This is a genomic window from Leptospira wolffii serovar Khorat str. Khorat-H2, assembly GCF_000306115.2.
GTDB classification, from domain to species: Bacteria; Spirochaetota; Leptospiria; order Leptospirales; family Leptospiraceae; genus Leptospira_B; species Leptospira_B wolffii.
The window spans coordinates 853770-872779 of record NZ_AKWX02000020.1 but is presented as its reverse complement, the minus strand read 5'-3'; the positions used below and the strand labels follow the sequence as shown (position 1 = coordinate 872779).

Annotated in this window: 21 protein-coding genes; 5 read left to right on the top strand and 16 right to left on the bottom strand. The window is 45.9% G+C overall.

What is annotated here, in order from left to right; all coding sequences use genetic code 11:
• The first annotated feature begins 8 nt into the window (after nucleotides 1–8).
• Both LEP1GSC061_RS17305 and LEP1GSC061_RS17300 read left to right on the top strand, forming a co-directional pair.
• Nucleotides 9–512 carry a tellurite resistance TerB family protein gene (locus tag LEP1GSC061_RS17305; RefSeq protein WP_016545982.1) on the top strand — a complete coding sequence of 168 codons (504 nt, stop codon included), beginning with the start codon at nucleotides 9–11 and terminating at the stop codon, nucleotides 510–512.
• A gap of 24 nt (nucleotides 513–536) precedes the next feature.
• Nucleotides 537–1475 carry a hypothetical protein gene (locus LEP1GSC061_RS17300; protein WP_016546837.1) on the top strand — a complete coding sequence of 313 codons (939 nt, stop codon included), beginning with the start codon at nucleotides 537–539 and terminating at the stop codon, nucleotides 1473–1475.
• Between the two features lie 211 nt (nucleotides 1476–1686).
• Here LEP1GSC061_RS17300 and LEP1GSC061_RS17295 read toward each other — a convergent pair whose 3' ends face one another.
• The 4 genes from LEP1GSC061_RS17295 to eat all read right to left on the bottom strand — a co-directional run bounded on the left by LEP1GSC061_RS17295 (nucleotide 1687) and on the right by eat (nucleotide 5716).
• Nucleotides 1687–1917, bottom strand: a complete 231-nt coding sequence (locus LEP1GSC061_RS17295; RefSeq protein ID WP_016546331.1) for a hypothetical protein — start codon at nucleotides 1915–1917, stop codon at nucleotides 1687–1689.
• 194 nt (nucleotides 1918–2111) lie between these two features.
• Nucleotides 2112–2882: an ethanolamine ammonia-lyase subunit EutC gene (eutC, locus tag LEP1GSC061_RS17290; RefSeq protein ID WP_016546538.1), complete on the bottom strand. Its 771-nt coding sequence runs from the start codon at nucleotides 2880–2882 to the stop codon at nucleotides 2112–2114.
• Nucleotides 2879–4273 carry an ethanolamine ammonia-lyase subunit EutB gene (locus LEP1GSC061_RS17285; protein WP_016546387.1) on the bottom strand — a complete coding sequence of 465 codons (1395 nt, stop codon included), beginning with the start codon at nucleotides 4271–4273 and terminating at the stop codon, nucleotides 2879–2881. The genes eutC and LEP1GSC061_RS17285 overlap by 4 nt, the downstream gene beginning before the upstream one ends.
• Before the next feature lie 132 nt (nucleotides 4274–4405).
• Entirely contained in the window at nucleotides 4406–5716 is a 1311-nt protein-coding gene (gene eat / locus LEP1GSC061_RS17280) for an ethanolamine permease (RefSeq protein ID WP_040509083.1), read from the bottom strand.
• A 286-nt stretch (nucleotides 5717–6002) separates the two neighbouring features.
• On the opposite strand from eat, the gene LEP1GSC061_RS17275 reads away from it, so the two are divergent.
• The 3 genes from LEP1GSC061_RS17275 to LEP1GSC061_RS17265 all read left to right on the top strand — a co-directional run bounded on the left by LEP1GSC061_RS17275 (nucleotide 6003) and on the right by LEP1GSC061_RS17265 (nucleotide 9804).
• On the top strand, nucleotides 6003–7190 hold the full coding sequence (locus tag LEP1GSC061_RS17275; RefSeq protein ID WP_016546853.1) for a glycosyltransferase family 39 protein: 1188 nt from the start codon (nucleotides 6003–6005) through the stop codon (nucleotides 7188–7190).
• A gap of 47 nt (nucleotides 7191–7237) precedes the next feature.
• A complete protein-coding gene (gene ilvD, locus LEP1GSC061_RS17270) occupies nucleotides 7238–9094 on the top strand; it encodes a dihydroxy-acid dehydratase (RefSeq protein WP_016546031.1) in 1857 nt (618 codons plus the stop codon).
• Between the two features lie 98 nt (nucleotides 9095–9192).
• On the top strand, nucleotides 9193–9804 hold the full coding sequence (locus tag LEP1GSC061_RS17265; protein WP_016546468.1) for a hypothetical protein: 612 nt from the start codon (nucleotides 9193–9195) through the stop codon (nucleotides 9802–9804).
• On the opposite strand, the gene vapC is transcribed toward LEP1GSC061_RS17265, so the two are convergent.
• The 12 genes from vapC to LEP1GSC061_RS17200 form a co-directional block, all read right to left on the bottom strand.
• A complete protein-coding gene (gene vapC, locus LEP1GSC061_RS17260; protein WP_016546155.1) occupies nucleotides 9801–10202 on the bottom strand; it encodes a type II toxin-antitoxin system tRNA(fMet)-specific endonuclease VapC in 402 nt (133 codons plus the stop codon). The two genes, LEP1GSC061_RS17265 and vapC, sit on opposite strands and share 4 nt — an antisense overlap.
• A complete protein-coding gene (locus LEP1GSC061_RS17255) occupies nucleotides 10199–10429 on the bottom strand; it encodes an antitoxin (RefSeq protein WP_016546495.1) in 231 nt (76 codons plus the stop codon). The genes vapC and LEP1GSC061_RS17255 overlap by 4 nt, the downstream gene beginning before the upstream one ends.
• A gap of 157 nt (nucleotides 10430–10586) precedes the next feature.
• Entirely contained in the window at nucleotides 10587–12260 is a 1674-nt protein-coding gene (locus tag LEP1GSC061_RS17250) for an acyl-CoA dehydrogenase family protein (protein ID WP_016546888.1), read from the bottom strand.
• A gap of 253 nt (nucleotides 12261–12513) precedes the next feature.
• Nucleotides 12514–12771, bottom strand: coding sequence for an SPFH domain-containing protein (locus LEP1GSC061_RS17245; RefSeq protein WP_016546776.1), 258 nt, complete (start codon nucleotides 12769–12771; stop codon nucleotides 12514–12516).
• 10 nt (nucleotides 12772–12781) lie between these two features.
• Nucleotides 12782–13801 carry an endolytic transglycosylase MltG gene (gene mltG, locus LEP1GSC061_RS17240; protein WP_016546337.1) on the bottom strand — a complete coding sequence of 340 codons (1020 nt, stop codon included), beginning with the start codon at nucleotides 13799–13801 and terminating at the stop codon, nucleotides 12782–12784.
• 124 nt (nucleotides 13802–13925) lie between these two features.
• Nucleotides 13926–14468 carry a phosphoribosyl-AMP cyclohydrolase gene (locus LEP1GSC061_RS17235; protein WP_016546103.1) on the bottom strand — a complete coding sequence of 181 codons (543 nt, stop codon included), beginning with the start codon at nucleotides 14466–14468 and terminating at the stop codon, nucleotides 13926–13928.
• A 92-nt stretch (nucleotides 14469–14560) separates the two neighbouring features.
• The gene (locus LEP1GSC061_RS17230; protein ID WP_016546709.1) at nucleotides 14561–14914 is read right to left on the bottom strand and encodes a single-stranded DNA-binding protein; all 354 of its coding nucleotides are present in this window, start codon (nucleotides 14912–14914) and stop codon (nucleotides 14561–14563) included.
• 126 nt (nucleotides 14915–15040) lie between these two features.
• Nucleotides 15041–15346 (bottom strand): hypothetical protein, encoded by a 306-nt coding sequence (locus LEP1GSC061_RS17225; protein ID WP_016546792.1) that lies wholly within the window; start codon nucleotides 15344–15346, stop codon nucleotides 15041–15043.
• Nucleotides 15331–15882 carry an RNA polymerase sigma factor gene (locus LEP1GSC061_RS17220; protein WP_016546644.1) on the bottom strand — a complete coding sequence of 184 codons (552 nt, stop codon included), beginning with the start codon at nucleotides 15880–15882 and terminating at the stop codon, nucleotides 15331–15333. Before LEP1GSC061_RS17220 ends, LEP1GSC061_RS17225 begins: the two co-directional genes overlap by 16 nt.
• 23 nt (nucleotides 15883–15905) lie before the next feature.
• Nucleotides 15906–16355: a Spy/CpxP family protein refolding chaperone gene (locus LEP1GSC061_RS17215; protein WP_040509079.1), complete on the bottom strand. Its 450-nt coding sequence runs from the start codon at nucleotides 16353–16355 to the stop codon at nucleotides 15906–15908.
• A 58-nt stretch (nucleotides 16356–16413) separates the two neighbouring features.
• Nucleotides 16414–17085 carry a response regulator gene (locus LEP1GSC061_RS17210; protein ID WP_016546299.1) on the bottom strand — a complete coding sequence of 224 codons (672 nt, stop codon included), beginning with the start codon at nucleotides 17083–17085 and terminating at the stop codon, nucleotides 16414–16416.
• 362 nt (nucleotides 17086–17447) lie between these two features.
• Nucleotides 17448–18725, bottom strand: coding sequence for a lectin-like protein (locus LEP1GSC061_RS17200; RefSeq protein ID WP_016546408.1), 1278 nt, complete (start codon nucleotides 18723–18725; stop codon nucleotides 17448–17450).
• Nucleotides 18726–19010 lie beyond the last annotated feature (285 nt).

The window sequence follows — 19010 nt, the reverse complement described above, 5'->3', positions numbered from 1 at the left end:
CATAGAAAATGGAAAGGGTTTCATCCTTGGCGAGTAAGGTTTTGCCTGGGCACGAATTCTACGAAAAGTTCCAAAAGAGTTTGGATAGGGAGACCGAGATTTTCCAACTCAAGATGAACTACGCCAAAGTTCTCGTAAGCCTTTGGTCTTATTCTTGTCATGCAGACGGTGTTTTTCATCGGAAAGAAGGGAATTTGGTCGGACAAATGGTAAAAGCCATGTTCGATACGGATTGCATCTTCGATCACCACCAAGATCGGAAGGCCGAAATCATCGAGGAACTTTCCGAAGTCTTCGAATCTCCCTTACCCATCAAAATGATCAGCGACTTTGCGGAAGGTAATCCGGTTCTTGCGGTAAACTTTTACGAAGACGCGGTGTGTATCGTCACTAGCGACGGAAGGTTTACGGACAAAGAGAAGGAATTTTTGAACGACCTAGCGGGAGAATTGGATATCTCCCCGATGGATAAAAAGAATATAGATAATAAGTATACCGACGCCGAGGAATAAACCTCTTCGGTCGTCGGGCCAATCATGCCTTCTTTCATCGTATTCTTCTTTATAGCCTATTTGGGCCTGCAGCTTTTACTCTCCGGGCCTGCAATCCAACTGATCGTTAACGTATTTTCCTACCGATTATTCAAATTCAGATGGCTTACCCCCGGAATACTTCTGCCCGGACTCTGGGTATGGACCAAGCATTTCATCCTACATTTTCCGGGAGAATTGGGAACGGATATCGTCCACGCGAGAGGAAATTTCATCCACTTTCGGATCTCTTTTTCTAAACTATTCAAAGGAAGATTAATATTTAAAAACGTAAATATTCGGTCCTTTCATATGGATTATACCAATCGGGTGGAATCTAGAAAGAAAATCGAGTTTCTTCCCAAACGAGGAAGAATCCAATTCCGATTGGATAAGGTAGGGCATTCGAGCATAGACATCGAAGATCGAACCTTAACTCCGGTATTTAATATCCAAATACGTGATATTCGACTGGAGCAGTCCGTTCTGGACGCAGGATCCCCTTTGGAAATTCTTTTCAGAAGTCGTTTAGGTTCCTGTCGCTTAGGAAGAGAAGGTTTACTTCGCACCGGAACCTTGAAGTCCGGAGACAGAGGCTATTTGACTCTTACTGGAATCACTTGGGGAGAATTAGCCGGATTAGAGATTATACCCCTTCCCTTATTCAAGAAACAAGTGCATTTAACCGTAGAGTTTCGCCATATCGACGACTACCATACCGATTTCGAAGGAACACTCGTTCATACCAATCCGGAAGAAGAAACGGATTCGGAGACTTATCCGTTCCGCTTCGGAGTGGATTGGAACGAATTCAATCTTCCCTTCGATTTAGCGCTTCGAAAATTGATTATGGAACTGTTTTTACAAACCAAGTTGGAAGGTTTGATGGCAAGGACACTCCAAACCATTGCTAAAGGCATCCGACTTTTCTTAGGAAAAGATTAAGAAAACGGAAATAGCAATTCCGGATAAGCCCCAAACTGTTCCACGTGATCCTAAGCAATTTCGAAAAACGCAATATTCTACTTTTAAACTCAAAGACCGATCCGTGGGCGGCAACGGACTCCAAAAAGGTTTCGACTTCCATCGTATGAAAGAAATCGACGATTTTCTTTTTGGAGATGGGAATGATTGCAATTGATACTAATATTTTAGTTCATCTTACCTTCGAAGTAATCTGATCCACAAGGCCATCCAACTTAATCAAACCGGAAACCATATCCTTCATCGCGGAACGAAAAGCTCTCCTCTGCTCCTCATCAATCCGATGAGAGGCGACATCGGCTTTCATAGATTCCAAAGTATCCCCGACTAAAGCCAGGATCCCATAAATCGGCTCGTCCTTGTTCGTAGAATTGATGATGAATTCTATATTGGACTTGTACATATTCTATCTCCAGTTTTCGCATTTCCCTAAGGACGCTTTTTATATGTTCCTAAAGTAATAAATTTATAGAGAAGATTCAACTCCATTTTAGTAAAATAATAAGGAAAGATCCTTTTTTTGAAACAGGCTTTTCGTTTCCTGCTAGGCATCCGTTTGTTTGCTATAAAATGAACGGGAAGAATACGGGTTCAATATCATTCTATCCTCTTTTCGACTCGATTCTCCAAAAAGGACGGCTGCATCTCGTCTTTCAAATCAACACCGGAAATTTTTCTGTGCAAAGACTCTTTCACCAGATACAAGATCTTCTCCGTCGCACTTTTAAAATCCATCCCATCCGGCCTGATATTCGAAATGCAATTACGGGACTCGTCTGTCTTTCCCAGCCTTGGGTCGAAGGTCAGATACATCCCCAAACTATCCGCCGAAGTGAGCCCCGGCCTCTCCCCTATAAGTAGAACTGTAGCCTTGCTTTTTAGAATTTCTCCGATTTCATCTCCGATCGCGACCCTTCCCAATTTTACCAATATGGGAGGAGACAACTTCAAACCCGCGCCGATCAGAGCAGGAAAAAGAACTTCTAAAAAAGGCAATAGATTGGAGTCGAGAGCCTTGGCGGACAAACCGTCTACCGCAACCAAGGCCAAATCGAATTCTTTCGCATAAGAACGGAGCTTCGTTAGGGAAGGCCCGGAAAGGCGACGACCCAAATCGGGGCGAAGCAAATATTCTTCCCGATTTCTCGCCAAACTTTCCAGAAGAATCGGTCCGTCGCTCGACTTATCCGCAAATATGTTCAATCCGACCATTAAGCTTTCATAATTCGGCTCCAATAATACCGCGTCCCTTGCCCTCGCATGATCCAAACGAAATCGGAGTATTTCCTTGGTGGATACGGAACCGCCGGATCGGTCCAAACCGATTCGAGCCGCAGTCGACTTCTTCCAAGAATCCCAGGACTTCATCGAAAATTTTCTCCTAAGATACCTTCCAATAGGAAAGAGGATTTTCCTTCGTTCGGTAAGAACCCTCGAGCCTCGCTGAAGATTCCTTTTGAAAGTAACCATTCTTCGAATTCCGGAGAAGGCCTGAGGCCGAATAATTGCCTAAGATACAATGCGTCGTGAAAAGAAGTACTCTGATAAGAAAGCATCACATCGTCGGCTCCCGGAACTCCCATGATATAATTACAGCCTGCGGCCCCAAGCAACGTTAAAAGAACGTCCATATCATCCTGGTCCGCGTCCGCATGATTGGTATAGCAGATATCCACTCCCATAGGAAGCCCCAATAGCTTACCGCAGAAATGATCCTCCAACCCGGCCCTCAATATTTGTTTTCCATTATATAGATATTCCGGTCCTATAAAACCGACGACGGTGTTCACAAGAAGAGGATCGAACTTCTTTGCGACCGCATACGCCCGAGCTTCCAGAGTCTGCTGATCCACTCCGTGGTGAGCCCCCGCGGAAAGCGCGCTCCCCTGACCGGTTTCGAAATACATAACATTATTTCCTACCGTCCCTCTACCGAGCTCCAAGGCCATCTGCCTGGATTCTGCTAAGACGGATAGATCCACACCGAAACTCCTATTTAATGCCTCGGTGCCTCCTATGGATTGGAATACCAGATCCAACGGGGCGCCCTGTTCCATTACCTTTATCGAAGTAGTCACATGACTCAGAATGCAGGATTGAGTGGGAATAGAATACTTTTGAATGATCGAATCCAACATCTCCAAAAGCGCAATTACCGTAGGAACATTATCGGTCGCCGGATTAATTCCTATCACGGCGTCCCCGCTTCCCAAATACAAACCGTCCAAGATACTAGCTGCGATTCCTTTCGGATCATCCGTAGGATGATTCGGTTGAAGCCGAGTGGAAAGTCTTCCAGGCAATCCGATCGTATTACGAAATTTGGATATTATAGGGGACTTTTTTGCGACTAAGACAAGGTCTTGGTTGGACATGAGTTTGGAGACAGCGGCAGCCATTTCGGGAGTAATACCGTCTCGAATGCTATTGATCACGGAAGTGTCCGTGTTTTCATTTAGAAGAAAATCCCTAAATTCCCCCACGGTTTGAGAGGAAATAGAGGAAAAACTCTCTTCCTCATGCGAATCGAAAATCAAACGACTCACCTCGTCCGTTTCCGCAGGAACGAGTTCTATCTTTAGGAATTCTCGTAACGGTAAATCGGCAAGTGCCATCTGGGCCGCGATTCTCTCCTCCTGCGTGGAAGCTGCGATTCCAGCTAGCTCATCCCCGGAACGCAAGGGACTTGCCTTAGCCATCAATGTTTTCAAATCCGAAAACGTATAAGTTTTGGATCCAAGAATCGTCCTATATCCCATTATATATTCCTAATGTAATCATGCCAACCGACACTACCAAACCCGGGGATAGTCCCGAACTCATCCTTAATATATGTTCCAAAGCGAACCGATCAAGAATTTTGTCGAATCGATCGATTGGAAAAGCGGGCTTTACCGAGAAAAGAAGATCTTCCTTGCCCAAAGAAGTCCGCTCGAAATCAGCAGCAGAAAAACGAGAAACATTCGGGGATGCTGCCAAGCCGTAACGACAAGCACGATTGCGGATAAAATCATCGCTATGGAAGGCATCCAAAAACCTCCCGGAGTCGAAAAAGGACGCTCCCGGTCCGGTTCTCGCACCCTTAATACAAAGAAGCTGATCATCGAACAAAAATACAAAACCAAGGCTCCCAATGCGGATAGAGTGATTAATTCTCCGGTTTTCCCGGTAAGAAGCGCCCCGATTCCGAAGATCGTATTTGCGAAAAGCGCGTTGGCCGGTGTTTTAAACTTAGGTTGGATTCTTCCCAAAATTTCAGGAAGGAATCCTGCTCTTCCGAATTCAAAGGTCGCCCGTCCGCCTGCGAGAATGATTCCATGAAAGGAAGCGACCAAGCCAAAGAGTCCTATCGTAATCAAAAGATGAAATGCCCAACCGCTTTCCCCGTAAATCTTACGTAATGCAAGAGGGAGCGGATAGTCCGATGCAGGAGCTCCAACGGACGGGTATACGATCATTTCCCAGCCGCCTACTCCTATCGCAGAGAAAAATACGAGCCCGCAAAGAAGAACCAACGTGATCAGCGCAGAGCCGAATCCGATCAGAATATTTCTCTGAGGGTTCCTAGTTTCTTCCGCCACATTCGCGACTCCTTCGATAGCAAGAAAGAACCAGACCGCAAAGGGAAGAGCTCCCAAAGCTCCAACCCATCCTTGAGGTAAAGGATTGTGGGAGAATTTTTCCCAAGAAAAATGAGGCAAAGTCAATCCGGCAAAAAGTAATAATTCGAAAACGGCTAGTACGGTGATCGCTAACTCGAAAGTGGCGGCGGATTTGACTCCGAGAATATTCAAGATCGTAAAGATGCAATAGGCAAAGATCGCGATCCATAAGGGATCCAAAGCCGGAATGAAAAGAGAAAAATACGCTCCTATGGCGGCTGCAATAGCGGGAGGTGCGAATAAGAATTCGATCAACTGAGCCGTTCCTACGAGATAGGCCCACTTATTTCCCAAGGCCTCTTTTCCGTAATCGAACGCACCGCCCGCTTTCGGGATCATACAGGCCAGTTCGGTGTAACTAAAAGAGAAGCAAACATACAGCAGAATGATTACTATCGTGGCAAGTCCTAACCCTAGAGTTCCTCCCACAGGAAGTCCTAAATTCCAGCCGAAATACATGCCTGAGATTACGTATCCCACTCCTAGGCCCCAAAGTAGCCACGGGCCCAAAGTCTTGTTAAATTCTTCTTTCTGTTCCATTCTCTTAGAGATTTGCAAGTATCGTGCCTCGAAGTAGGATGATTTCAAAATCGTATTCTTTTAAAATTCGATTCCTTTCTTCTGGATCCGTCCCGTTTTTCAGCAAGGCCTACAATATAGATTTCTTGACGAGAAGGATCAAAATCGGATTTTACTTAGAACCGAATACGATTTCTAAAATTGAGAGCGAGCTTTTGTGATCCTTAATTCCATTTTTGAAAACCATAAACGAACGGGTTTTCTTTTATTTTGCATCGTTTTCTTCTCGCACATAATATTTCCGGTCATGCCTAAGGCCGATGCGAACTGGGCTTTACCTACCGCAGTCAGTATCGTTCGAGAAGGAAATACGAATCTTGACGAATACATGCAGCTTCCCGAGACCCGACAATTCTTTCCTGAAATGACCCTGAAGGTAGGCGAGCATTCTTACGATTATTTTCCGGTAGGGGGAGCATTTCTCGCTTTGCCGCAAGTTTTTCTACTTCTCCAAATCAACGGAACTAAGGAGGTAATTCGTCATTCTTCCGAAGCGAGTAAATTAGTGGCATCCAGTTGGATGGCAATCTCGGCACTATTGATCTTTTTCGGATTTCGAAGAAAATTCGGAGACTCGGCTGCAATCTTAGCGGCATTACTTTTTTCATTCGCAACCCCCGCTCTTTCCTCAGGAAGTCGCGCAATGTGGCAACAAAGCGCAAGTCTACTACTGAACTGCGTTTTTATATTTTTCCTTACTAAAAATACATTCAAAAAATATGAACTCATTCTCCTAGGTTTCTTATTGGGATTCTCGGTTTGGGTCCGACCCAGCACTGTGGTGGTAAGCGGACCCATTTTTCTATATTTGATTTTCCTCTTACGAAAAGGAATCGTTTGGGTAATCCTTCCGGCGATATTCTCCTTAGGACTTTACATACTTTATAATCTAACTCTTTTCGGAACCTTTACCCCTTCTTACTTCAATTCTCATATACGAAAGATCTTCCAATTCTCCGGATTCGGGGAAGGACTCGCAGGAATTCTCTTTAGTCCAGGAAGGGGAATCTTCGTTTGGTCCCCCTTTTTTCTATTCGGAATCTTGGGAATACTGCGAATTCGCCAAGATCGGGAAAAAAATCTCTCTATTCTTTTTCTCTACTGTATCATCACGCATATCTTTGTAATTGCGAGTTTTCATACTTGGTGGGGAGGCCATTCTATCGGGCCTAGGCTATTGGCGGAACTAAGTCCCTTTTTCCTTTGGTTTTCCATCCAAGGATTTCTTTCTCTTTCGGACCGGGGATGGAAGGATAGGCTTCTCCGAAACGCATGGGTCATCGCATGCATTTTTAGCGCGATCATCCATATCCGAGCATCTGTGGATCCCGGACCCATGTATTGGAATCAAGTCGGAAACGAAAAAGAACGTTCTTGGGATTGGAAAGATCCCCAATTTATGAGTGGAGATTGGTCGATCAAACTTCTATACTGACAGAGTAAAAAACTCGACGTCTAAGAATGTACCAGGGAGCATTCATTATGCCCAAGTATAGATCCCGCACTTCGACTCACGGAAGAAATATGGCCGGAGCAAGAGCCCTTTGGCGAGCCACCGGTATGAAAGACGGCGATTTTGGTAAACCCATCATCGCGATAGCGAACTCATTTACCCAATTCGTTCCCGGACACGTACACTTAAAAGATCTCGGCCAGATGGTGGCTCGAGAGATCGAAAAAGCCGGAGGGGTCGCCAAAGAATTCAACACCATCGCTGTGGACGACGGGATCGCTATGGGACATAGCGGAATGTTATATTCTCTCCCTAGCAGGGACCTAATTGCGGATTCGGTGGAATACATGGTAAACGCTCATACCGCGGATGCGTTACTCTGTATTTCTAACTGCGATAAAATCACTCCTGGAATGCTCATGGCCGCTCTCCGCTTGAATATTCCTACAGTCTTCGTTTCCGGAGGTCCGATGGAAGCCGGAAAAGTCAATTGGCATGGAGACGAACGCAAATTGGATTTGATCGACGCAATGATAGAAGCGGCGAACCCTAACGTCTCCGACGAGGAAGTCGCAACCTTAGAGCGCTCCGCTTGTCCTACTTGCGGTTCCTGCTCCGGTATGTTCACTGCGAATTCCATGAATTGCCTCACGGAAGCTTTAGGGCTTTCTCTTCCGGGTAACGGATCCACTCTCGCTACTCACGCCGACAGAAGACAACTCTTCTTGAATGCCGGAAAACTAGTCGTGGATCTAGCGAAAAGATACTACGAGCAGGAAGACGAATCCGTATTACCGCGCAATATCGCCACTTATGAGGCCTTCCAAAATGCGATGAGCTTGGATGTCGCGATGGGAGGGTCCACGAATACGGTTCTTCATATTCTCGCGGCCGCGAACGAAGCGGGAATCAATTTCAAGATGCACGATATCGATTTGATATCCAGAAGAGTTCCTTGTATTTGTAAAGTCGCTCCTGCAACTCAAAAGTACCATATGGAAGACGTGCATAGAGCGGGAGGAGTGGTCGGAATCCTAGCGGAACTCGATAGAGTCGGGCTGATTCACAGAGACGTTCCCACGGTTCATTCAAGTACATTAGGAAAAGCTTTAGAAGAATGGGATATCGTGCGTCAAAAAACGGGCTCAAAGGCGTTCGCATTATTCTCCGCAGCCCCCGGAGGAATTCCTACCACCGAAGCCTTCTCGCAAGAAAGACGTTGGCCCGAATTGGATCTGGACAGGACTAACGGTTGCATCCGGGATGTGGAGCACGCTTATACGCAAGACGGCGGGCTCGCAGTACTATACGGAAATATCGCACCCGAAGGTTGTATCGTAAAAACGGCAGGGGTGGACGAATCCATTTGGAAATTCACCGGAAGAGCCAGAGTCATGGAAAGCCAAGAAGAAGCGGTGGCTAAAATCCTAGGCAACGAAATTGTCGAAGGAGACATCGTAGTCATCCGTTACGAAGGACCCAAAGGCGGCCCCGGAATGCAGGAAATGCTGTATCCGACTTCCTATCTGAAATCCAAAGGGCTCGGAAAAGCCTGCGCTCTTCTTACCGACGGAAGATTCTCCGGCGGAACTTCGGGACTTTCCATCGGACATGTTTCTCCGGAAGCGGCAGCCGGTGGAGCCATCGGTCTGGTAGAAGAAGGGGACATCATAGAAATCGATATACCCGATAGATCCATCCATCTGAAAATCACGGATGCGGAACTTGCAAATCGCAGAGATGCAATGGATGCCAAAGGCAAAGAGGCCTGGAAACCCAAATCCCGCAAAAGAACCGTTTCGCCCGCTCTAAGGGCCTATGCCGCCATGACGACTTCGGCACATACCGGAGCCGTCCGCGACGTGAGTCAAGTAGAGCACGGATAATTCGCGATTCCACCGACTATTCCTGGAGTAGGGAAAGGAAAAATTCACGCTCCAGAAAAAGGCTGGAAACAGGCCCGAAAAGCAAGTATCGTGTCTCCATGTCGAAAAAAGCTTCCGCTCTTCCTGCATTTTCTTCCCCCGGCGAACTATTGGATTTTTTGAGAAAGGACTCGGATCATCCTAGTTTCGATTCCTGGCTGGATCAATTAGCGGAAAGAGCAAGCTCGGGAGACAAATTGGTTTGGAGTTTTCTCTACCAAGCCATACGAGAAGCGGACTCAGGAAGACTTTCCTGGGGATTTCATAAAAAATTGCTCTCTGGGATCTTTCACATTCTATCCAGAATCGGCGATTCCCAATCCTATCGGCTCCTCGTAAATTATGTGAAATCTTTGGACCGTACTATTCCGATCGGAGCCTTAGAACTTATCAGTGATTTAATTCCGGTATTCGCAGAAGTAGATGTAGAGGAAATTCTGAATATAGCAGCGCTACCGGACTCTTTTAAATCTGCGTTCGGAGTTTATGCACTAGCGCAAATCGTTCTGGAAAACCGACTTCCCGAAGAAAAGAAGGAACAGGTCCGAGCCTTTTTGGAGAATTACCGCAATCCGAATTATTTCTTAGACGATACCGTCGAAAGAACTCTGGAATATTTGGAAACGGATCATACTAATTTGCTCTCCATGCTGGACCAATTAGCCAGTTAAATCCAATTATCTAGCTTTAGTTCTTTGATTCGTTTGAATTCTCTTTCGTTATTAGTTATCAGAGTATACCCCTTAGAGACTGCTTGCGAAGCAATCAAAAGATCGAATGGCCCAATAGGTTTACCCGATTTTTCCAAATCGAAGCGAATTTTCGCGGCGATTTCCGCCGAGTCGCTATCGTAAGGCAATACATTCAAATAGCCTATAAAATCCGATAGAACCTTTTTGTTCCTTTCTCTTTGAATACTCTTTTGGACTCCGAAATATAGTTCGAATTCGGTGATAGAGGATATATAAATATTTTCTAATTCTATTTTCTTAAACTTTTTATAAACGGATTCAGGCCTTTGGTTTATGATATAGATACAGACGTTCGTATCCAGCAGATACTTGCTCATATGGAATCGCGCCCGTCATATTCGGTCGGCTGGTCTCTCCCCATTTTAAAATCTTCGGAGAATTCGCTCAAAGTATTCCAGAGTCCGTCTAAGGCGTCCTCGACCGGGGTTAAAATCACGTTTATCCCTTCCTTACGAATATAGATTTCTTTTCCTTTAAATCTGTATTCTTTGGGAAGCCGAACGGCTTGGCTATCTCCGTTTTTGAATATCTTAGCACGATTCATATATATATACTAAAATATATATTTTTATCTGTCAAGACTATGGAGCGCAAAAAATTCTTCCATTATCGCAATATTTAGACATTTCGGCTTCGTACATAAAAAAACGGAGCCCGAATCGGACCCCGTTTCCCATACTTTATGGCAAATACGAAAAGGATTAACCTGCGTATTGGTCCATTAAGGATTTTGCAATCACTCTAAGAGCCATTACTTCCTCGGCTCCTTCGAAGATAGAGAATACCCTTGCGTCCACGAAGTAACGGGAGACCGCATATTCTTCCGCGTATCCCATACCACCGTGGATTTGCATAGCTTCACGGCTTACCCATTCCGCAACCTTAGAAGCGTAGAATTTGATCAGAGTAGCTTCCATCTGGCCTTGGTGATTATCCAGAAGTTTGGCTACCGTGTTCGTATATTGGCGGGAAGCCTGAACGATCATCGCCATACGTGCGATTTTGTATTTGGTCAGATTATAATCGAAGATAGGCTTTTGGAAGACCTGTCTTTCTTGAGCATAACGAAGGCCCGCTTCCAACGCAGCCTGCATGACTCCGTTCGCACGAGCCGCAGTTTGGATCCTTCCTCCTGCAAAACCTTCCATTTGGAAATAGAATCCTTTTCCTCTTCCTGCCTCGCCACCGATCAGGTTTTCTTCGGGAACGAAATAATCTTCGAAGGAAACTTCGAAAGAGTGCATACCGCGATATCCGATGGTTCCGATCGCTTTTCCACTGATACGACCGCCGCCGTCCTGCTTATAATCGAATTCGTGACCGTTAAAGCTGGGCTTCTCAGCGAGGAGAATAGAAAGTCCTTTGTGCTTTAATTCAGGATCGGATTCGGTTCTGGTAAGAATCAAAAGAAGATTTGCGTAACCTGCAAAAGTACACCAGGTCTTAACTCCGTTGATGAGCCAACCTCCGTCCACTTTTTTAGCGGTTACGGAAACTCCTGCGACGTCCGATCCGTAATTCGGCTCGGTCACCATGATTCCACCCATCTTCTCTCCGGAAGCGATCAAAGGTAACCATTTCTCTTTTTGAGCGTCGGTTCCGCCTTTTAGCAATGCTTTGGAAAGAATCTCAGGACGTGTGATAAGAGATCCTGCGATTCCCAAAGATCCTCTGGATAATTCCTCGGTTACGACAAGCATGGAGATATTGTCGGGCTTATCGTTAGGCTGGAGCCCGCCGTAACTTTCCGGAATACAAAGACCGAAGCAACCCATGTCTCTGAGACCTTGGATGATTTCCTCGGGTACGATATCGTCGTGACGGTGCACATGCTCTGCTTTAGGAGCGACGACTTCTTCCGCGAATTGCTTGAAGGTTTGGCGGAACATCTCGTGATCCTCGCTGAGTCCGTATGCTCCGAAATGACCGAGAGAAACGATTAGATCCGCGATATGATTATAATTTTCGATGGCTCCAGCAGTCTCGATGAATTGGTTCGTAGCCTCGTCGAATAATTTGGACACCAGATCTTGTGTGGAGATTCCGTATTCGCCGGAGCGAGCACTGAATTCGGAACGGACATGAGAAACGACTTCCGCAGCAAAAGCGTAGGCCATGGTTCTTTCCAACTCACCCGTTCCAAAAGATTCGTTCCAAGCATAGTCGATAAAGTTTTCCGCGATTCTCTGCTCGGATGTAAGCCATGCGATTTGGTATTGAACCAATTGATTCTGGTCCATTTTGGAAACGGAAACTTTTCCGTTGGAACTAGTCTTTGCCGCCAGAGCCTTGGTGACTTGCTCGATTACCCCTGCAGACTTGCTTAAGGCCTGTTTTGCCGACGTGGAATCCGTAGGCGCTTTCGTTGCGATCATCTTTTTATCCTGCCGATTTTTTACGAATTATTGCTATGTCCGCCCCGAAGTTCGTCGAAAGGAAGCGTTCGGAACCGGGCTGCAAGAGCCAAACCCTAGAGTCGGGCTCTCAAAAGACTATAACCTGGGGTCGTTTCGGCCTGTCATGTAAGTTTTTGGATGGGAGTTTATCCTATAGCAATGCGACAGAAGGCAAAAATGGATTGTAACTAGAAGAATACTCCGCAAATCCAAGATCGGATAGAAAGAAGAATTAGCCTTCTTGGTTCTTAATGAGAGAGGCCCGGATCTTCAATAGATTGCTCCGGATCCTTCTCTTTTGGTCTTCCGTGAGAACGATTTCCTTTCTTTCTGCCCGATCCAGAACCAGAACCGCCTTCTCCACGAATTCCACCGCAGCTTCGCTTACCGACTCCCTGCGCTGTTGCTTTTCCTTAAAAAGATCGAGAGCCTTTTGGACCTGACTCAATTGTTCCGTAACGGAAGCGATTTCGTCTACTGGAGAATTCATTCTTCTCTCCTCACTCGTAAAGGACGTCTATGTATTTTTTCTTAGCTTCGGCGTGTTCCTTAAAACTCTTAGAGAAGTAATGGAATCCGTCCGGCTTCAATAGGAAGAAAAGATAATCCGTTTGAGTCGGCATCAATGCTGCCTCCAGCGCCGGTTGCCCCGGATTGGAAATAGGTCCCGGCGGATACCCCTTATTCATATACGTATTGTACGGAGAAACGATCTTGAGATCCTTTTCGAAAATCCTAGGATGAGGCTTATCGAATAAATACTGAATCGTCGCGCAAGATTCGAGAGGAATGTCCTGCTTCAAACGATTCAAAAAGACTCCTGCCATAAGAGGTCTTTCCTCGTTTTTCTTGGCCTCCCTCTCCACTACCGATGCGAGAACCACGATCTCATGCAATTTTTTCGGATCCAATTCCTTAGCGTTGGGAATCTTTTCGATCTTTGCGAAGAATCTTTTGATCATCATTCTTGCGATCTTATCCACGGGAAAATTCACAGGAACGCTGTACGTTTCCGGGAAAAGATAACCTTCCGCATTATTGGCCGGAATCTTGAACTCTCGGAGTAATTCGGTGCGGGAGGCCGCATTCAGAAAATCGGCACGGGTCTTAATTAAATTTTTCTTAACCAGTAGATCTCCGATCTGGCGGTTATTATAACCTTCCGGAACGGTGAAGGTGATCAGTTTCACCTTCCCTTCCGTAATCACTTGAAGAATCTTACGGGCGTCCATGCCGTCGTTGATTTCGTAGAGTCCCGCTTTGATCTTTCCGGCGGATCGGGTCGCCTTGATTAGAAAAAGAAAATATGTGGAGGATTTCAGAAGGCCGCTCTTAGAGAGCGCTTCGGTCACTTCCGCGGGAGAATCTCCCGGCTCGACGGTGATATCCACTTTTACCTGGCCGGAGCCCACCGCTCCGCCCTTGATCTCGTCCACGACAAAGAAGGCTAAAACCCCTAAAACGGCCAGGACGCCTAAGACCGCCCCCAACCTTAAAACGAGTTTATTTTTAAAAATCATAACGACTCCGGTTCCTATTCTTCTATCGGACAAAATTCTTTTTTACGCTATATCGGGCCCCGATTTTAAGGGAAGCTTTTTCGGAAAAGACCCGTCGGATTTCACTCTTAGATCAAGAATCCTTTTACTTTCCTAAAAAAGGAATGTCTAGAATCTTCCAATCTCCCCGATTTCCCGCTTCTCTGAAAAAGCAGGAGTAATAGCCCTCATGGCAGGCAGCACCTTCCTGCTCCACTTCATAGATCAGAAAATCTCCGGAAGGAGATACTAAAATCCTGTGCAATTTTTGGATATGACCGGAAGTGTCTCCCTTTCTCCAAATCGAATTCCGGGAACGACTGAAATAGATCCCCATGGATTCCTTAGCGGTCAATCGTACGGTTTCCTCATTCGAGAAGGCTTGCATCAAAAAGAATCCTTTCGGGTCCACGGTAACCACGGGAATTAAACCGTTCACAAATTTCAATTCCCGATCCTCGTTCCATTCTTCCAAGGTTAAGGGAGAAAAACTAGGATCCAAGACGAGTATCGTATCCTGGTCGCAATCGATTTGGATTCTCGCAGAAGAAGGGAGAGTTTTACTGCGTTCCTCCCAGGCCTCGGGGCTCATTCTTTCTAATCTGGAGATTTTTCCCGGCTGGGCGTTTGCCCAGATAATGGTAAGCATATTATTCCTACATTACCTTGGACTGAGTCCGTGGCTGTCAAGAAAGGTGGAATCCGAGAATTCGATCCTCTCGGACTCCACCCACGGAAATTTTAGGCGGCCTCCCTCTCCTTACGCTCTCCGAAGCTATCGAATCGGACCTCGTCCGCCACGACTTTCACTTTGGACCTGGATTGGCCTTCTTGGTTTTTCCATCTATCCTGGCGTAGCTGACCCACGACCGTAACCTTCTTCCCTTTTCTCAAAAACTCGGTGCAGTTCTCCGCGTTTCTTTCCCATACTTCTATGTCCAGGTAAGAAACCTCTCCTTCTTCGCCCTCTTGTCTTTTGAACTGGTGGTTCACCGCCAGAGTGAATTTCGCAACGGACTTGCCTGTCTGGGTCTTCTTGAGCTCGGGATCGTTGGTTAGATAACCGTCCAACACGGTTACTGAGATATTTTTCATCTTTGTTCCTCCAAAGGGGTTTGGAGTTACCGGTTCAGCAGAATGGAACCTTGCGTGATTTTTTTTGGATTTTTTGCGGAATTCTAATTCCGAAGACCCGCCCCCGAAAGGAGGCGGGAGAAAGAACTATTCTTCCAAACTGGAGAGATAAGAATCCCCTTCGAATAGGAAGGAAATCCCATGCATTACCTCGTCTTCCTGGGGAAGCACATTGGTAATTGCAAACCATCCGATGGAAACGCTTACGAGGAGAACGGCAGCGGCCGCTAATACGTTTCTCATCGGGAAGGAAATGACCTTTCCCTTGGTTTCGGATTCCTCTTTATGGCGACGAACGACGCAAGATGCGATATTCTTGGACCAATTCGGATCCGATTTTCTCAATCCGATTTCTTCTTTCATGCTTAGGCTTTGGTTCACTGATTTGCCCATACATCGCCTCCTTCTCTTCGCTCAGAATGATGCATTCGTCTCAACATCTCTTTTCCACGAGCCGCTCTTGACTTAACGGTTCCTGCGGGAACTCCCAAAGCCTCCGCTATCTCCTTTTCCGAATATCCGGAAAGGTAGTATTGGATCACACTTTGGTAAGCTTCGGGCAATTTGGAAATCCAACCCTTGGCCTTTTCCCAACTCGGAAGTTCGGCGGCTTCCTCCGCTTCGGCTTCTAGAACCAGCGGTCGTTCTTCACGGGAACGTTTTCCCGCCTTCTCCGCCTTGGTTTCTTCTCTACCGAGATTTTCGTTCATACGAATGGATTCGTTTCGAGCGATCGTGTACAACCAAGTGGTCAATTTCGAATCTCCCCGAAATTGACCCTTTTGTAATGCCTTATATGCGCGAAGGTAGGTTTCCTGTGCGACATCGTCGATTGCATATGCAAAGCGTTCGTACAAGTAGCGGGAGATCGCCGCTAAGACGATCTCCCTGGTTTCTTCTACGAAGCGGGAAAATTCTTCCTCTCCCATTTTTCCTCCGAGAATCGCGGAAATTAATCCTCGTCCCTATCGAATTTACTTTGGAACTTTAAGATTAGATCCGCGAGCTTACCTCTTTGTTCGGGGGTAAGTACGGCGTGGAATTCTCCCGCCTTCTTAGTGAAGAATACGCGGAAAGCCGCCATTTTCTTCTCTCTTTCCTCTCCCAGTTTATTCAACTTTTCGGCGTTGAATTTATCTGCGCGAAGTTCTTCTACAGCTTCCTTAGGAAGGAAAGGTCCCACCATTTTCAGCTCTTTGCGCTTTTCCAGGACATCGGCTTTGATCTTGTCCAGGGTAGCCGCTTGAGTTTCCGTTAGGTCCAGTTCGGACTTAAGTTTTTTGACGATATAATTCGCCCTTTTCTCAGGCGACATCCACTTATGATGACAACCTTGGGTTAGAACGGTTGCGGTTCCTAGCACCAACAAGATTGCGGTAAATTTTGAGATTTTGCGAAACATTTTGTCTCTCCTCTGTATGCACCTGGGACCGAGACCTAAAAAACCGGTTCCAAAAAATTTAGGGGCTTAGGACCAATATATCCTCTTCCTTAATCTCGTACTTGGAGGCTAGACGGGTTAGAAGGGAGGAAAGGATCTCGTTCGCCTTTTTGGTATAGTAGAATTCCTCACCGACCTCGATGAAGAATTTTCTGGGTTCCGGTAATTCTTTCAGTATAAAGGCGATTTCTTGGGCGATTTTTTCGGCATTTTTCTGGAATGGACAACCGTTCAGCTTTACTCCCACTCCGTAGGAAACCCTCTGGACTCTTTCAATAGAGAAAGGAAAATTCTTTTTGTCAAAAAGAGACTCTGGCTTCAATTTAAGTGAAGACATTATTTTTTGCAAAAGTTTGTCCGAATCGAAAGGCTTTAATATATAGCCCACCAATTGCTTACTATGGGCGGCGCTTATTACGTCTTCCTTTTCGTTACTTGCGGTGAGAAGGACTACCGGAGTATTCTTATTCAGATCGGGAATCTTATTTACAAGACGAATCCCGGAAAGAACCGGCATTAGGTTATCGAGGATAATGAAATCGTATTTTATTTTTCTCAGCTTGAGCTCGGCGGCCATTCCATCCACTACATGGTCCACTTCGAAATTATATCTTTCCAAGAAATGAATCAAGAGCTCCGCAGAACTCTCATTGTCTTCGGCAAATAAAACCTTAATAAACGATTGTATCATAAATCCGAAAATTTCCCCGTTGGCGGCGCCGTTCGGTACGAACCTCTGCGGGCTATTCCTCGTAAATCATCTTCTTAGTCATGCCGCCCGTCGACGATAAAATTCTGCCCGGTAATGAAGTCGTTTCGTGAATCCGGCAGAAAAAGACCACCGGGAGAGATTACTCGAGTTTTCGACCCTCCCTGAAGGATGTCGGGAACGGTCCAGTTCGGGGGGAATATTTCCCTTTCCCCTCGGACGGGGTGTGCCGGATATGGCAAGTTATAGAAAAGATAAATAAAAAAGCGAAGAACCGAATCCGGCCCTTCGCTTTTCCGATCTCCGCTTTTGTAAAAGCGGTATAGGTATATATTAAGGGAATCTTATCGTCCGCTCTCCCAATAACCTTCCGCATATTGGTCGGTCAGGTTAGCCCAGACTTCGGATACGCCCTTCGCGTTTTTCGTCTCTTGGAGTTTTTTATTCTCATAAGGCGTTACGGGTGCGGAGAAGTTCCAACCCTTAGCAGAGCACGCGCTCTTTCCGTTTGCCCAGTTTCCGCTTGCGTCGGTGATCGCCCAATTTCCGGAGCCGTCTTTACAAGCGTAACGATAGCTCTTAGAGCAGCTATTATCGTTCCAACGTCCGTTACCTACGATCTGGAGGCAATCTTCGTTTCCTCCGGCGTCGTTCGGCTCGGAGTTATTCCAAGACCAAAGACCTTGTTTCGCAAAATCCGGATCGAATTGATCGATTCCGAATACGCTGATTCCGCAGGACAGCATTTGAGAGATATTGTCGTTCGTGAAGGTTCCGCTTTCTTTCACTCCGTCGTAAATTCCGAAGTAATTGGTGCTATCGTTGAACACTCTAGTTTGAGTGGAATCGTAAACGCCTCTGCTCCAGTTACAATCCGGATAACCTTTGAAGTCCTTTGGACTAATGGTATTGCTTCCGAAGAATGTTCTCTTATAGAATTGGTTCCAAGCTCCGTCGTAACATCCGTTGCTCATGAGTAGGATCCTGCGATTAGAAGCCACCATATCCTTTAACTTAGGCATATTGGCCGCGTTAGGAATATCTCCACAAGATCCGGTATATCTGTAAAGATACGGATCCAGATAGCTTCTTACGATTCCTAGAAACTCGTCCGCTCTTCCGTCCAGATAATCCTCGGTGTATAGGATAAGGACTTCGTTTCTATTCTGAGGCTGGGAAATCCAATTCTGGATCTCAGCTAATCCTTTGCCCGCAGGACGATCGAATACGTTACAACCTAAATCGTTGGATTGACCGTGGCAAAGTAGGAACTCGTTCTTAAAGTTCGCTCCCAGCGTGTAATGGATATCCAGCTCGATAAACCGCGCTCCCAGGCGTAATTGATCTCCGATGGAGTATTGTTGGTTCGGAAACGCATAGGAAAAGAAAGGACCGGCATAAGCCTTACTATTATAAGAGTTATGGGTTCCGTAAAACAAGGCTTTATGAGCGGGCAAATTTGCCGCTACCTGAACCTGTCTTTGAACGCCCAACGATTTGGCTTCCGAAGATTTTTCGAATATATCGATCGGGCTTTCCACGACCGCCCCCCTACTTGCGTAAACGTTGGTTGCGGCAAAGCAAGCCAGCAAGAAGGAAAGGATACTTAATTTTCTCTTCATCATATTCACCTTTATTTTTTAACTATGCGCATCTTATTCTGTAGCCCTTAACTAGGAACGAACTTCTTCTTATATTCGGCTTATTTGCGGAATTTTTTATTTATATCGTGCGTTATATTTATAGATCGAAATTATTACCCTTTTAAACAAACGGAGTTCGCTTTATTCTATTCAAAATATTAAAATAAAATAATATACTCTTTGGATTCATTTGATCCCAAATGGTTTGTTATAAAATGGATACGATCGGGAATCTTTCGGCGAGTAGCGACTCGCTTTTCTGGG